This window comes from Leucobacter sp. L43, assembly GCF_016597785.1.
Classification (GTDB): Bacteria; Actinomycetota; Actinomycetes; order Actinomycetales; family Microbacteriaceae; genus Leucobacter; species Leucobacter alluvii.
Genome location: NZ_JAENJG010000002.1, coordinates 458369 through 473168, shown reverse-complemented (window position 1 = coordinate 473168; position 14800 = coordinate 458369). Strand labels below are relative to the sequence as shown.

General features: G+C 67.4%; 12 protein-coding genes. 5 read left to right on the top strand and 7 right to left on the bottom strand.

What is annotated here, in order from left to right; translation table 11 throughout:
• Nucleotides 1–2: 2 nt before the first annotated feature.
• Genes JE033_RS11430 through JE033_RS11410 form a run of 5 tightly spaced genes read right to left on the bottom strand, consistent with a single transcriptional unit; the run spans nt 3 to nt 5754 of the window.
• On the bottom strand, nt 3–2330 hold the full coding sequence (locus JE033_RS11430; RefSeq protein WP_200331691.1) for an arylsulfatase: 2328 nt from the start codon (nt 2328–2330) through the stop codon (nt 3–5).
• Between the two features lies 1 nt (nt 2331).
• Nucleotides 2332–3132 carry an ABC transporter ATP-binding protein gene (locus JE033_RS11425; protein ID WP_090150209.1) on the bottom strand — a complete coding sequence of 267 codons (801 nt, stop codon included), beginning with the start codon at nt 3130–3132 and terminating at the stop codon, nt 2332–2334.
• On the bottom strand, nt 3129–3965 hold the full coding sequence (locus JE033_RS11420) for an ABC transporter permease (protein ID WP_200331690.1): 837 nt from the start codon (nt 3963–3965) through the stop codon (nt 3129–3131). Before JE033_RS11420 ends, JE033_RS11425 begins: the two co-directional genes overlap by 4 nt.
• Complete coding sequence (locus JE033_RS11415) at nt 3965–4744, bottom strand: ABC transporter permease subunit (protein ID WP_090151322.1); 780 nt, start codon at nt 4742–4744, stop codon at nt 3965–3967. Before JE033_RS11415 ends, JE033_RS11420 begins: the two co-directional genes overlap by 1 nt.
• A gap of 2 nt (nt 4745–4746) precedes the next feature.
• The gene (locus JE033_RS11410) at nt 4747–5754 is read right to left on the bottom strand and encodes an ABC transporter substrate-binding protein (RefSeq protein WP_090150215.1); all 1008 of its coding nucleotides are present in this window, start codon (nt 5752–5754) and stop codon (nt 4747–4749) included.
• Nucleotides 5755–5950: 196 nt separating this feature from the next.
• Here JE033_RS11410 and JE033_RS11405 point away from each other — a divergent pair, with 196 nt between their 5' ends.
• Together JE033_RS11405 and JE033_RS11400 are read left to right on the top strand one after the other, a co-directional pair.
• Nucleotides 5951–6556, top strand: coding sequence for a TetR/AcrR family transcriptional regulator (locus JE033_RS11405; RefSeq protein ID WP_090150218.1), 606 nt, complete (start codon nt 5951–5953; stop codon nt 6554–6556).
• A 161-nt stretch (nt 6557–6717) separates the two neighbouring features.
• A complete protein-coding gene (locus JE033_RS11400; RefSeq protein WP_370567957.1) occupies nt 6718–7575 on the top strand; it encodes a formylglycine-generating enzyme family protein in 858 nt (285 codons plus the stop codon).
• Nucleotides 7576–7592: 17 nt separating this feature from the next.
• On the opposite strand, the gene JE033_RS11395 is transcribed toward JE033_RS11400, so the two are convergent.
• The gene (locus tag JE033_RS11395; protein WP_200331688.1) at nt 7593–9179 is read right to left on the bottom strand and encodes a GMC family oxidoreductase; all 1587 of its coding nucleotides are present in this window, start codon (nt 9177–9179) and stop codon (nt 7593–7595) included.
• Between the two features lie 189 nt (nt 9180–9368).
• Here JE033_RS11395 and JE033_RS11390 point away from each other — a divergent pair, with 189 nt between their 5' ends.
• The gene (locus JE033_RS11390; RefSeq protein ID WP_200331687.1) at nt 9369–10781 is read left to right on the top strand and encodes an aldehyde dehydrogenase family protein; all 1413 of its coding nucleotides are present in this window, start codon (nt 9369–9371) and stop codon (nt 10779–10781) included.
• A gap of 105 nt (nt 10782–10886) precedes the next feature.
• Here JE033_RS11390 and JE033_RS11385 read toward each other — a convergent pair whose 3' ends face one another.
• Entirely contained in the window at nt 10887–13016 is a 2130-nt protein-coding gene (locus JE033_RS11385; RefSeq protein ID WP_370567951.1) for a DEAD/DEAH box helicase, read from the bottom strand.
• A gap of 203 nt (nt 13017–13219) precedes the next feature.
• On the opposite strand from JE033_RS11385, the gene JE033_RS11380 reads away from it, so the two are divergent.
• Nucleotides 13220–14005, top strand: a complete 786-nt coding sequence (locus JE033_RS11380) for a fumarylacetoacetate hydrolase family protein (RefSeq protein WP_090150230.1) — start codon at nt 13220–13222, stop codon at nt 14003–14005.
• Nucleotides 13990–14796, top strand: coding sequence for an HpcH/HpaI aldolase/citrate lyase family protein (locus JE033_RS11375; protein ID WP_200331685.1), 807 nt, complete (start codon nt 13990–13992; stop codon nt 14794–14796). Before JE033_RS11380 ends, JE033_RS11375 begins: the two co-directional genes overlap by 16 nt.
• Nucleotides 14797–14800 lie beyond the last annotated feature (4 nt).

Genomic DNA, 14800 nt, shown 5'->3' with positions numbered 1-14800 from the left:
GCTCAGTCGGCGAGCTCGGCGACTGCTTCGCCGATGCGCCGCAACTCGGTCGGATCGTGCGCTGAACGAGGGCCCGGCGTATAGACCAGTCGCTGGATCGTCCCGCCGTGGAAGCGGAAGGCGCCCCACCGCTCATGCAGCTCCCAATCGACCGGACCTCCGTAGTCGTACCCCACGCTGATGCCGGTGAAGGGGGCCATGCCGATGAGCATCGGCACGCTCGGAATCTCGGCGATGTCGGCTCCGTCGAGCGAGACCACGAGACGCCAGCGCAGTCCTTCGAGCTCTTCGACGCGCAACTCGAGTTCATGGGCACCGCGGCCGAGCCCGGGACCGCTGGCGCGATGCATCACTCCATACGCGTTGTAGGCGAGTCGTACCGTATCGCGGTCGATGGCGACCAGATATCCGCCTCCCTGGTCTCCGTGCGCAACGATCACACCGGCAGCTTCGGGCGTCTCCGCGTCGCCCTCGATGCGCAGGGTCGCGTTCACCGTGAAGGAGCGAAGGTTCGTGAGGCGCGCAGAGCGGAATCGCTCCAACGGCGGACGAAACGGGATGAGCGAGACCGGCGATGATAGCCGCGCCTCGGTCTCCGGACGCACCGATTGCAACGTGCCGTCGTCGTCGAGGGGAAACACCGTATTCCGCCATGCCTCAGCGCGCCAGCGTTCGGCGAGCTGAGCGGTCTGCGTCGGCCGCTGGGATGCGAGGTCGCGCGTCTCCGTCGGATCGTCGCCGAGGTGGTAGAGCTCCCAGGCGCCGCCTGCAGCCCCCTCGTCGCGAGTCGGCGGAACGCGCGAGAGCGCCTTCCACTCACCATCGACCATGGCCCGGCGCCCCACGCACTCGAAGTACTGCGCTTCGCGTCCCGGCGCATCCCGGTGCGTGAGGAGTTCTGCGACGCTGCGACCGTCAGGCTCGAGTGCGGCGACGCCATTGCGCTCCGCGAGCGGGGGCACTCCCACCAATTCCAGAATCGTGGGAGCGAGGTCCGACACGAACACGAACTGGTCGCGGAGTTCGCGCACCGCAGATGACTGTGCAGGCCACGACACGATCAGCGGCGCGTGCACCCCGCCCTCGTAGGTGGAGGACTTGAAGGAGCGGAACGGGGTGTTCGACACGCGTGCCCACCCCGTCGGATACTGGTTGAACAGTTTCGGACCACCGATTTCGGCGGGATCCCGCGGCACATCCGTCACCCAATCAGTGGGAAGCGAGGTCGCCTGCCCGAACTGCGCGAAATAGCTGCGCGTGCCGTTCGGTCCGCCTTCCGCGGTGCCGCCGTTGTCGCTCGCGATGACGATGATCGTGTTCTCGCGTTCACCCAGCTCGTCCAATCGAGCGACGAGACGCCCCACACTCTGGTCCACCTCGTCCACGGCCGCGGCGTACACCTCCATGTGCGCCGCGAACAGCGCCTGATCCGTTTCGGCGAGATCGTCCCACGCCGGAATACGGTCTCCGTCGGCAATCGCATCTGCTGGGAGCTCCGCGTGCTCGGGAATGATGCCGAGTTCCCGCTGACGTTCGAAGCGCTCCTTCCGCATCGCATTCCACCCGGCGGCGTATCGACCACGATGACGGGCGATATCCGCCGGCTTCGCCTGGATGGGACCGTGCACCGAGGTGTGCGCGAAGTAGAGGAAGAACGGCTTGTCCGTGTCGTTCACCCGGAGCTCATCGATCATCGCGATCGATTCGTCGACCAGTTCGTCGGTGAGGAAGTACCCGGGTGGGAACTCGGGGCGGTCCACGACGGAGTTGTCGCGGATCAGCCGATGCGGATGATGCAGCGAGGTGAAGCCGTCCATACTGCCGAAGTACCGATCGAAGCCGCGCTGCAGCGGCCACGAGGAGCGGTCAGCGGCGTCGTGCAGTCGCGACTCCAGCGTGAGGTGCCACTTGCCGACCATGAACGTGGCATATCCTCCCGCGCGCAGCGATTCGGCCAGCGTCGGCGCTGCTGCCGGCATCTCGCAGGTGTACCCCGGGTACCCCGGATCGATGTGCGCGACGAATCCGAACCCCGCGCGATGCGGATTCAGCCCCGTCAGCAAGGACGCGCGCGCTGGGGAGCACATGGGCGCCGTGCGGTAGTTGGAGAAGACCCACCCGCGGTCGGAGACGCGGTCGATGTTGGGCGTGGGGATCTCGCTGCCGAACGGTCCCAGATCACTGAATCCCAAATCGTCGACGAGCATGACGATGACGTTCGGCGCGGTCCCAGGCGCGACGCGTCCCGGCGACCAGGCCGGAGTCGACTGCGAGGCGAACTCCGCGGCGATGCCGGCGAACCCCTCGTACCCGCGGCGCTCGTGCTCCACGTCACCCCGCCTTTCGGATGTGCTCGAAGACGCGGGTTCGCAGCGCTGCGAACTCCGGACGGGAGCGCGTAGTGATCTGATCGCGGTCGGCGCCGAGCTCGACATCGATGATCTCGGTGACGCGAGCCGGCCGTTCCCCGAGGACGACGACGCGGTCCGAGAGGTAGACCGCCTCGTCGATATCGTGCGTGACCACGACGATGGTCATGCCGAACTCGTCGCGAATGCGGATGCAGAGATCCTCGAGCTCGAAACGCGTCTGCGCGTCGACGGACGCGAACGGCTCATCCATAATCAGCACTTCCGGGCGATAGGCGATCGCCCTGGCGATCGCGACGCGCTGCTGCATGCCTCCCGAGAGCTGCCACGGGTACTTCGACTCCGCTCCCGCCAGACCGACTGCGGCGAGCGCAGAGGTGATGCGCTCCGACTGCTCTGGCTTCGACAATCGCAGGTGGCGCAGCGGAAGGAGCACATTGCGCTCGACCGTCAACCACGGCATCAGGGATCGCGTGTACTCCTGGAAGACGAGCGCCATCTCCTTCGGGGGTCCGTCGATCGGCTCGCCGTCGATGCGGGCGGAGCCCGAGGTGATGGATTGGAGCCCGGTCAAGCACTTCAACAGGGTGGTCTTGCCGATGCCCGACGGGCCGACGATGCACGCGATCTCGGCAGCACGGACATCGAAGGTGAGGTCGGCGATCACCTCCACCGGCCCCTGCTTCGTCTCGTACGTCTTCGCAAGCCCCACGACGCTCAGTCGGACGGGGGCGTCGGCGAAGGCGGATGCGGTGGACGTCATAGGTTCTTCTCCTGCTGTCGAATTGCGATGTACCAGCGCAGCACGCGCCGACGGAAGAGTGAGAGGAGCGCCGTCGCGAGGTATCCCAGCACGCCCAGCACGAGGATGCCGACCCACATGTCGGCGATCATGAAGGACTGCTGCGCGAGCAGCGTTCGAGATCCGAGTCCCTGCGATGAGCCGAGCATTTCGCTCGCGATCATGACGACGAAGGCCGTGATCAGCGCGACTTGCATTCCCGAGAGGATGCGAGGGCTCGCTTCCGGCAATGCGACGCGCATCACCCGGTCCCAGCGCCCCAGACGATAGCTGCGTGTGACGGCGCGCCGCTCCGCATCCGTGGAGCGGATGCCGTCGATCGTGGAGATGAGCACGGGGAACAGCGCCGACAAGGTGATGGAGAGGATCCTGGTCTCGTTGCCGAACCCGATCATCGACACGAAGATCGGCACCAGCGCGACTGGAGGGATGGCTCTGAAGAAGTGGATCGTCGGTTCGACGAGCCACGACAACCAGTTGACCGATCCCAGCAGCACGCCGAGCAGCACGCCGATCACGCTCGCGAGCACGAACGAGAGGATGAGATTGCCGACCGACGAGGCGACGTCCCCCCAGAAGACGCCGGTGGCTGCGGAGGCGGCGAAGCGTTCCAAGATGACCCGCAGCGGCGGGAAGAACGTGTTCGTTGATCCTGACGACGCGATCCACCACCAGGCGAGCAGCACCACGGGGACGAGCACCTCCGCGGAGATGAGCACCCACCGCGGCACGCCGCTCCGCCGCTGACGGCGTGCTTCTCGCGTGCGGATGAGAATTGTTGACGTGATCGACATCACACGACCTGCTTCCGATACTGGGGGTGCCAGTGCAGCAGCCTGCGCTCCGCCCACTGGCTGAGGCCCTGCACCAGGAGGCCGAGCACGCCGAGGATGAGCACGTACGCGAACAGCTGCGCCTGGTTTCCCGTGATCTGGGCGAGCAGGAGACTCTGGCCGAGGCCGGGGCCTCCGCCGAGCAGCCCGGCGACGACGGCGACGATGAGCGCGGTCGGGGCGGCGACGCGCACCGCAGTGCCGATGTACGGCAGGGCGCTCGGGAGCACGATCCGACCGAGGATCTCGGTCGGGCGAAGCCCGTAGGAACGACCGGTCGCCCGCGCGACCGGATCGGTATCGAAGACGCCGGCAGAAGTCTGCACGACGATCGATACGCAGCACCCGATGAAGACGAGGAAGATCCCCATCCCCGCTGTCGGCCCCAGCACCAGCACCACGATGGGCAGGATGACGATCGGCGGGATGGGCTTGAGGAATTCGAGCGGCACTCTCGTCGCGTGCAGGGCAAGGGGTGATACGCCGATGCCGATGCCGAGCACCACCCCGGCTACGGTGGCGAGGGCCAGGCCCGTGAGCGCCATGACAAGCGTGTCGCCCGTCGCGACCCAGACCTCCGGGGTGCGTACCAGGGCACCCAGCGCTGCAAGCGCTTCGCTCGCGCTCGGAAGCGGAGCATCGGCGAGCGGGCCGATGCTCGCCGCGGCCTGCCACACGGTGAGCGCGGCGAGCACGCCGCCGGCGCCGATGACCAGCTGCAGGGTACGAGAAGCGCGCACGATCAACCGATCGGCAGGATCACGCCGTCGAGATCGACGGGCGTCGGAAGAAAGCCGAGCTGCACCATCTTCTCGTTGGGTCGCTCGAGGTCCTCGGGAAGCACTTCGCTCGGCCAGATCGGAGTTTTCACGTCGTCGATGCTCAGCTCGGAATCGGTGTAGTCGAGACCGGCCTGGATGACTTCTTCAGGATGCTCGGTGGCGTACGCGTTCGACTTGACGACGGCCCGCTGAAACGCGGCGATCGCATCCGACTTCTTCTCCACGGTGTCCGTACCAGCCGTCCAGAGGCCCGTGGCCCCTGATTCGAAGAACCCGACCGAGGGCGATGCGATGAGCTCGTTGCCCGCTTCAGCGGCTTCGGTCGTGAACGGGCTGACCAGCCCCGCGGCGTCGACGGTGCCGTTCTGCAGCCCGGCGACCGCCGAGGTGAAGTCCAGCACGACCCAGTTCACGCCGGTCGCCGGATCGATGCCCGCCTTCTCGAGTTCACCTGCGATCACGACTTCGAGCTGCGCCTTTCGCGCAGGGATCGCGATCGTCTTTCCCTCGAGGTCCGCCACCGAGGTGACGCCGCTCGATGAGCTGGCGTACAGGCCGGTGTCGTCGACGTTCTCCGCCTCCGCTGCCGGAACCCCGTCCTCCGGGTAGCCGTCGGCGGCAGCGATCACGGTGATCGGCACCCCCTGGCTGAGCGCGTTCAAGATGGGGATGCTCGGGGCGTATGCCACGTCCACTTGACCCCCCTGCACGGCAGCGAGGCCGGCTGGCGGGTTCGCCACGATGGAGGTTTCGATCTGCAGCCCCTCCTCCTCGAAGAACCCCTGTTCCATGCCGGCAAGCAGGCTTCCGTCTGACGTCAGGCCGATCGTCGCCACTTTCAGGGTGGTGACTCCTCCAGGTTCCTCGGAACTCCCGCCTGCAGCGCCGTCGCCCGAGCACGCGGAGAGGACGAGTGCCGCGGCCGGCAGCAGCGCGACTGCGGTCAGGGACCTTCTGAGTTTCTTCATGTGCACGACTCCTTCGTCGACGCCGGAACGAGAACCGGAACGTTTTAATCACCAAGCGGTGATCAAAGCATAATCTCCAGCTGTTCACGAAAAGTAACGACCGGGTAACGTTTGTCTCCATATGGTGTTTTTCCGAGACCGGTCCCTGCAGAAAGCGGCGATGCATCCCTAGGATCGACTCAACGAAGGGAGTCGCATGCCGAAGATCGTCGACCACGACGAACGCCGCACGCACATCGTCGAGGCTGTCACCCAGATCATCATGCGCGATGGATTCGACCGCGTCACGATGCGCGAGATCGCCGCTGAAGCCGGATATGCGCACGGCGCCATCTCGCGCTACTTCCCCGACAAGCAGAGTCTGCTCACGGCCGCGTTCCTCCACGTCTTCAACGGATCCCACGCGCGCACGCTCGAGCGCGTCGAGCATGTGCGAGGGCTCGAGGCGCTGCGACGCATGTCTCGCGTACTGCTCCCGTTCACGGAGGTCGGCCCGCAGAAATCCAGGATCGTCCTCTCCTTCTGGAATCTCGCCTCGCAGGATCCGGCGCTCTGGGAGATCCACCACGAGAACATCATGCGGCGTCGCGCCCTCATCCGCAGGTTCCTCACGGAAGCCGAGACCGACGGCGAGCTCGCTGCGGGCGTCGACATCGACGTCGCGGTCGAGGAGATCTCGGCGCGCAACGCCGGTTGGCAGATGCTCGCGGTGCTCGTGCCAGAGGCGACCACCGATTCGAAGCTCGAAGCAAGCCTCGACGCGCTCATCGCCGGCCTCGCGCGAGCCGAGGTCAACGCGTGAGCGTCGACGCCTCTGACCCCGCAACACCCCGAAGCTGCTGCGCACCTGCGCGAGCCGGCGCAGATCCCCTCGGCGGACCGGGAGGCGCTGCGTCGAGCCGCGCGCCCGGCGTTTCGCTCAGCGCGCCAGGGGCACTCGATTCGCGCTCCACGCCGCACGGCATCGAACAGTGCGCGCTACCCGCGGGTCGTTTCGTGATGGGTGACGCCAGCGGCGACGGGATCGCCGCAGACGGCGAACGACCGACTCACGACGTTCGCCTCTCCGCGTTCGAGATCGACGCGACTCCGGTCACCAACGAGGAGTTCGCGCACTTCGTGCGCGACACGGGCTTCATCACGGACGCCGAGCGGCTCGGATCCTCGTCGGTCTTTCATCTGCTGGTCTCCGCGCCGACCGAGGACATCGTCGGCAGGATCGCCGGCACCCCGTGGTGGATCGACGTTCGCGGCGCCGCCTGGCGCACACCGGGAGGGCGTGCATCATCGCTGCTCGGGCTCGACGATCACCCCGTGGTCCACGTCAGCTGGAATGATGCGCAGGCGTACTGCGCATGGGCGGGGAGGCGGCTGCCTTCCGAAGCCGAATGGGAGTACGCGTCGCGCGGCGGTCTCGCAGGGGCGCGCTTTCCATGGGGAGACGACCCCATCGACGGGAGCGACGGGACGTGGCGCGCCAATGTCTGGCAGGGCACCTTCCCGGCGCACAACACGGCCGCGGATGGGTGGATCGCCACGGCTCCCGTGCGCAGCTACACCCCGAATCGTTTCGGCCTCTGGCAGACGGTGGGCAATGTGTGGGAATGGTGCGATGACCGATTCTCGGCCGCCACCTATGCGGAATCACCCCTGGTCGATCCGCGCGGGCCTGACCACGGCACGCGACGCACCCTGAGGGGTGGCAGCTACCTATGCCACCCCTCCTACTGCAATCGGTACCGCAACTCGGCGCGCTCCTCGAATACCCCAGAGTCCTCGATGGGCAACGCGGGCTTCCGCACCGCGCGTTCGCTCCCCTGAATCGGAGACCGGCTGATTCAGCGCTCTCCGCTCAGCAGGAACCGCGCACCGAGTTCGCCGATCAGCACGGCCGGCGCATTCGTGTTGCCGGTCGTCACCCGCGGCATGATCGATGCGTCGATCACGCGCAGCCCGTCGACGCCGTGCACTGCGAGTCGGGGGGAGACGACGGCGAGCTCGTCCACCCCCATCTTGCAGGTGCCGACCTGGTGGTGATACGTCGCGACCGTGTCGCGCACGTAGTCGACGAGGTCGTCCCCATCTCCGATCTCCGGCCCGGGATAGACCTCCGTGGCGCCCCACTCCTCCGCCAGAGCCTGCTGCCGGCCGATGCGTCGGCACTGCTGCACCGAGGCGACGAGCGAGGCGACGTCATCGTCGTGGGAGAGCGCGCCCAGGTCGATGATCACCGGGTCTTCGGGGTCGGGCCCCGACAGCGCGAGCGAACCGCGGGACTTCGGGGTGACGAGCCCTGCCATGAACGTGAACCCGTCGGCGGAGCGCGGTTCGAGGAAGTCTCCGTACATGGGTACTGAGAAATTGATCGGCTGCGTGTCGGGCCGGTCGAGCTCGGCACGGCTTTTCCAGAAGATATGGGTCTGCGTGACCGATCGGCCGGCCTCCGGGGGTCCGACGGGCTGCTCGGTTTCGAAGATCACGGGCGCGAGGTAATGATCGTGCAGGTTCTTCCCGACTCCGGGGAGGTCTACGCGCGCCTCGATGCCGACCTCGGCCAACTCGTCGGCGGGCCCGATTCCGGAGCGCAGCAGCACGCGCGGCGAGTCCAGCGCGCCCGCCGCGAGCACCACTTCGTCTGCGTGCAACTCGCGCAGCTCGCCGCCCTGCGAGAAGCGGACCCCGGTGACACGGGGCCGCGCCGCCCGATCCCCGGTCGCATCGGCGTCGTCGTCCGCGAAGAGCAACTCGTGGACGTGGCATCCCACTTCAACGTTCACGCGATCCCGCACCGGCTTGAGATACGCCATGTACGTGTTGAATCGTCTTCCGTCGCGCACGGTGATCTGCTGCTGCGACACCCCGTCGAGCGAGGCCCCGTTGTAGTCGGGATTGTGCGGGAGCCCTTCCTGCACCGACGCGTCGATGATGGCCTGCTGGATCGGCGCGAGCGCATACGCGTCGGTCACGTCGAGCAGCCCGTCGGTGCCGCGCAGCCCGTCGGAGCCGTCACCTGCGCCGTGGAAGTTCTCGATCGCGCGATAGACCGGCAGCACGTCCTCCCAGCCCCATCCGTCGTTCCCGAGAGACGCCCAGTGATCGAAGTCGAGCGGTGAGCAGCGCACCCAGATCATCGCGTTGAGCGAGTGCGACCCGCCGAGCACCTTGCCGCGCGGCAGATGCAGACGATGACCGTTCGCCCCGGGCTGCGGCACCGTGTAGTAGTTCCAATCGTCGGCGCTGTGCCAGAGCTCGCCCATCCGCATAGGGTCGTGGATCGCTGGATTCCCGTCTTCCCCGCCCGCTTCGAGCACGGTGACCGAGACACCGGCGTCTGCGAGACGGCGCGCCACTACGGACCCGGCGGAGCCGGCTCCCACCACGATGACGCTGCGAGGCGGTGCGCCTCCAGTAGACCGAGCCGACATCGTTCACTCCTCTCACGGCGCGGCGGCGTTGCCGCACCGACGATTCGAGCGTTCCAGCCCTGGGGCGCGGCGTCGAGCTTGAGCGCGACGGTGTGCCGCGATCGTCAACGGCACTGCTTCGCCAGACAAGCAGCGGCCCCCGCCCCCGCATACCCTGGAGCCACTGACCGGACTCGAAGTGGAGGATCCATGAACACCTACGACAGCCTGCTTGCTGCCATCACACCTGCTGGCGGCGAGACGCGCGAGGTCTTCGACCCGGCGACGGGAGAACGCATCGGCACCGCTCCCGTTGAGGGGCTCGACGACCTGCATGCCGCGATCGATCGCGCGGAAGCGGCGCAACCTGCCTGGGCCGCGCTCCCCGATGCGGAGCGCCAGGCGATCCTGCACCGTGCCGCCGACGCCATCGAAGCCGCTTCGGAGGCGCTCGCCGAGCTGCTCTCGCGGGAACAGGGCAAGCCGCTCAACGGCCCGAATGCCCGGTTCGAGGTCGGCGGCTGCGTTGCGTGGACGCGCGCCGCTGCCGATACGCCGCTCCCCGTCGAGGTCATCATCGACGACGAGTCCGGCTATGCCGAGATGCACTACCGGCCGCTCGGTGTCGTCGGCGCCATCTCCCCCTGGAACTGGCCGATGATGATCTCGATCTGGCAGATCGCCCCGTCGCTGCGCATGGGCAACACGGTGGTCATCAAGCCTGCCGAGACGACGTCGCTCTCGGTGCTCGCACTGGTCGCGGTCATGAATCAGGTCCTGCCGGAGGGCGTGCTGAATATTGTGGCCGGCCCCGGGCGCACCGTGGGCGACGCGCTCACGCGGAGCCCGAAGATCAGCAAGATCATGTTCACCGGCTCGACCCCGGTGGGCAAGCGGATCATCGAAGCCTCCGCTGCGAATGTCGCGCGCCTCACGCTCGAGCTCGGCGGCAACGACGCGGGCATCGTGCTGCCCGACGTGGATCCCGCTGCCATCGCAGAAGATCTCTTCTGGGGGGCCTTCATCAACACGGGCCAGACGTGCGCCGCACTGAAGCGGCTCTACGTGCACGACTCCGTCTACGACGCGGTGGTGGACGAGCTCGCGAAGTTCGCGGCGAACGTGCCCATGGGCGTCGGGCTCGACGAGCAGAACGTGCTCGGCCCGCTGCAGAACCGTGCGCAGTTCGACGAAGTCGACCGCCTGGTCGAGTCGGCGAAGGCGTCGGGGGCTCGGGTCGTGCTCGGCGGGGAGCCGGATCGCGACGCGGTCGGCAACTTCTATCCGACCACGCTCGTCGCGGACATCGATCCGCACAACGACCTGGTCGTGGAGGAGCAGTTCGGCCCGGCCCTTCCCATCATCCGATACTCAGATCTCGACGAGGTCGTGAAGCTGGCGAATGAGCTCGAGTTCGGTCTGGGTTCATCGGTGTGGTCGTCGGATCGCGCACGGGCGCTCGAGGTCGCCGCACGCATGCAGGCCGGCACCACGTGGATCAACTCGCACGGAGGGCTGCATCCCATGATCCCATTCGGTGGTGCGAAGCAGTCGGGGTACGGGCGCGAGTTCGGCGTCGCCGGCCTGAAGGCCGTCGCCGAGCCGCACGTCATCAGCGGCTGAGGCCGGCTGCGCCCCCGGTCACAGCACAGCACCCCTGCCGCTCCGGCGCACGCGCAGAACGCGTGTGCAGTGGAGCGGCAGGGGTGCTGTCGTCAGGTTTCTCAGTTACCAGCGCGGCTTGCGCTTGCCGTCGGCGCGACCTGCGCCGCCGTCACGGTTTCCACCGTACCCGCCATCGCGTCCGCCGCGATCGTCACGGCTGCCACCGTAGCCGCCGCCCGAGCGTCCGCCGCGATCATCGCGGTTTCCGCCGTAGCCGCCACCGGAACGGCCGCCCCGGTCGTCACGGCTTCCGCCGTACCCGCCATCGCGTCCGCCGCGATCGTCACGGTTGCCACCGTAGCCGCCGCCCGAGCGTCCGCCGCGATCATCGCGGTTTCCGCCGTAGCCGCCACCGGAACGGCCACCCCGGTCATCGCGGTCGTAGCCGCCGCGCGCGCCGCGGTCGTACCCGCCGCGTCCGCCGCGATCATCGCGACCTCCACGACCGCCGCGGTCGTCGAACCCCTTGCCGCGCGGGCCCGGGCCGTTGTCTTCGCGGAGCTGGATCGACTTGCCGCCGATCTGCGTGTCTTCGAGACGCGCGACCGTTTCTGCGGAGAGCTTGGCCGGGAGCTCGACGAGCGAGAAGTCGTCGCGCACCTGGATGCGTCCGAAGTCATCGCGGGTCAGCCCGCCCTCGTTCGCGATCGCTCCGATGATCTGGCCGGGCTGCACGTTCTGGCGGCGCCCGACCTCGATGCGGTACATGCGCAGGTCGTCGCGGCGCTCGCGCGGTCCGCGATCTTCACGGCCGGGACGGTCGCCTCGACCGCTCCCCGAATCCTCGAGGAACTTCGCGGCCTGCTTGCGGTCGCGCTCGAACTTGCGGTCATCGTCTTCGGTCAGCAGCAGCGGGGTCTTCCCCTGAGCGACGACCGCGAGCGCAGCTGCGACGTCGGTCTCCGGTACGTCGTGGTGGCGCACGTAGTGGGAGATGATGTCGCGGAAGGCATCGATTCGGCGGGTCTCGCCGAGAGCCGACGTGATCGCGTCGTCGAAGCGAGACAGTCGCGTTGCGTTCACCTCGTCGATCTGCGGCAACGGCATCTGCGTGAGCGGCTGCTTGGTCGCCTTCTCGATCGCCTTCAGCAGGCGCTGTTCCCGAGGGGTGACGAAGCTGATCGCATCGCCGGTGCGACCGGCGCGGCCGGTGCGGCCGATGCGGTGCACGTACGACTCGGTGTCGATCGGCAGATCGTAGTTGATGACGTGGCTGATGCGCTCGACGTCGAGGCCGCGAGCGGCGACGTCGGTGGCGACGAGGATGTCGAGCTTGCCGTCCTTCAACGCCTGCACCGTGCGTTCGCGCTGCGCCTGCTGGATGTCGCCGTTGATGGCGGCGGCGGAGTAGCCGCGAGCGCGCAGCTTCTCGGCGACCTGCTCGGAGTCACCGCGCGTGCGGGTGAAGACGATCATGCCGTCGAAGTCCTCGACCTCGAGAATGCGGGTCAGCGCGTCGAGCTTCTGCGTGTACGAGACGACGTTGTAGCGCTGCGTGATGCTGGAGCTCGTCTGCGTCTTGCCCTGGATCTTGATCTCGCGGGGGTCGTTCAGGTACTGCTGCGAGATGCGACGGATGGCGGCGGGCATGGTCGCCGAGAAGAGGGCGACCTGCTTCTCCTTCGGGGTGTCGGCGAGAATCGTCTCGACGTCCTCTGCGAAGCCCATCTTGAGCATCTCGTCGGCCTCATCGAGCACGAGGTACTTGATCTGCGTCAGGTCGAGCGAACCGCGCTTGAGGTGATCCATGATGCGGCCGGGGGTGCCGACGACGATGTCCACGCCGCGACGCAGCGCGGAGAGCTGCTGACCGTAGGCCTGGCCGCCGTAGACGGGGAGGAGGTGGACTTCGGGCAGGTGCGTGGCGTAGCTCTCGAACGCCTCGCAGACCTGGAGCGCGAGTTCACGAGTAGGTGCGAGTACGAGGGCCTGGGGAACGCCCTGGCCGGGGGTGATACGGGAGAGGATCGGAAGTGCGAAGGCAGCGGTCTTGCCGGTGCCGGTCTGCGCGAGGCCGACCACGTCTGCTCCCTCGAGGAGCGTGGGGATCGTGGCGGCTTGGATTGCAGAGGGCGTTTCGTATCCCACATCCGTCACTGCGCGGAGAACCTCGGGCGCAAGGCCCAGGTCGGCGAAGGTCGTGCGCTCGCCCTCGGATTCGGTGGGGGCGGCGTTTTCGGAAGAGGTCATCATACTATTCTACCGCGTTTCCTCGTCGCTGGAGTGACGCCGTCATATCGACACGCAACCGGCGCCGAACCGCCACCGCCGATTCACCCGATTCGCACCGGCGCTCACCGCTGCGCCCCACCGCGGCCCGGCCCCGCCGCGAACCCTGGCGCGCGCACCGGAAGATCGTATACGATTTACACCACACGCCAGACAACGGAGGTCACGTGCTCGAGCAGACGCAGATTGCAGCCATTGCAGACGAACTGGTGCAGGCGGACAAGGATCGCGCGATCCTCCCCCGACTGACCACCCGGTACCCCGACATGGTGATCGAGGACTCGTACGCCATTCAGAAGGAGTGGTCGGATCGGCGCATCGCCGCCGGGGCCCGCCTCGTCGGCCGCAAGATCGGCCTCACCTCGAAGGTGATGCAGGTCGCCACCGGCATCAGCGAGCCCGACTACGGAGTCATCCACGACGACATGGTGCACGAGTCAGGGGCCGCCATCGAGTTCGACAGGTTCTCGAACGTGCGCATCGAAGTGGAACTCGCATTCGTACTCGCGAAACCCCTCACGGGGCCGAACGTCAACCTGTTCGATGTGCTCGACGCGACGGCCTACGTGGTGCCCGCGCTTGAGATCCTCAACTCCCATCTCGAACTCGAGGGCCGCACCATCGTCGATACGATCAGCGACAACGCCGCCATGGGCGCCATGGTACTCGGCGGTCGTCCGGTGAAGGTCGACGAGGTCGACCTCACCTGGGCGAAAGCACTGCTCTACCGCAACGAGACGATCGAGGATTCCGGGGTCGCGGGTGCCGTACTCGGGCACCCGGCACTCGGGGTGGCCTGGCTTGCGAACAAACTCGCGCAGCACGGCCAGACGCTCGACGCGGGCGAGATCATTCTCGCTGGGTCGTTCACCAAGCCCATGTGGGTCGAGCGCGGGGACACCGTGCACGCCGACTACCACGAGCTGGGGTCGGTGACATGCCGCTTCATCTGAGTCTCCCCGAGACGCTCCGCGAGCGACTCGCCGCATCGGACCGCGCCCTGATCGGCCTCTGGGCGTCGGCGAGCAGCCCGGTGACGGCCGAGATCGTCGCCGGCAGCGGTTGCGACTGGGTGCTCCTCGACGCCGAGCACTCCCCCAACGGGCTCGAGTCGGTGCTCGCGCAGCTGCACGCGATGTCGGCGTATCCGGTCGCACCGCTCGTGCGCGTCCCATACGGCGACACGGTGACGATCAAGCAGTTCCTCGACCTCGGCGTGCAGAACCTGCTCGTTCCGATGGTGGACTCGGCGGCACAGGCCGAGGAGATCGTTCGCGCCGTGCGCTACCCGCCGCGCGGGGTGCGCGGCGTCGGGTCGGCTCTCGCCCGCTCCGCGAGGTGGAACCGCGTCGACGAGTATCTGCAGCACGCAGACGAGACGATCAGCCTCACCGTTCAGATCGAATCCGCCGCGGCGGTCGCCGACGCAGACCGGATTCTCGCGGTCGACGGCGTGGATGCGATCTTCATCGGCCCGTCGGACCTCGCAGCTTCCATGGGCCTGCTCGGACAGCAGAATCATCCCGATGTGGTCGAGGCGGTGCTCGGCACGATCCGACGGGCGATCGCGGCAGGCAAGCCGGCCGGCGTCAACGCCTTCGTGCCCGAAGACGCCGAGCGGTACGTCGAGGCCGGCGCATCGTTTGTCGCCGTCGGAGCCGACGTCGCCATCCTCGCGCGACAGACGGAGGCACTCGTCGCGCGCTTCAGAGGCGATGACGAGTCGAAGCGCGCCTCCTACTGAATGG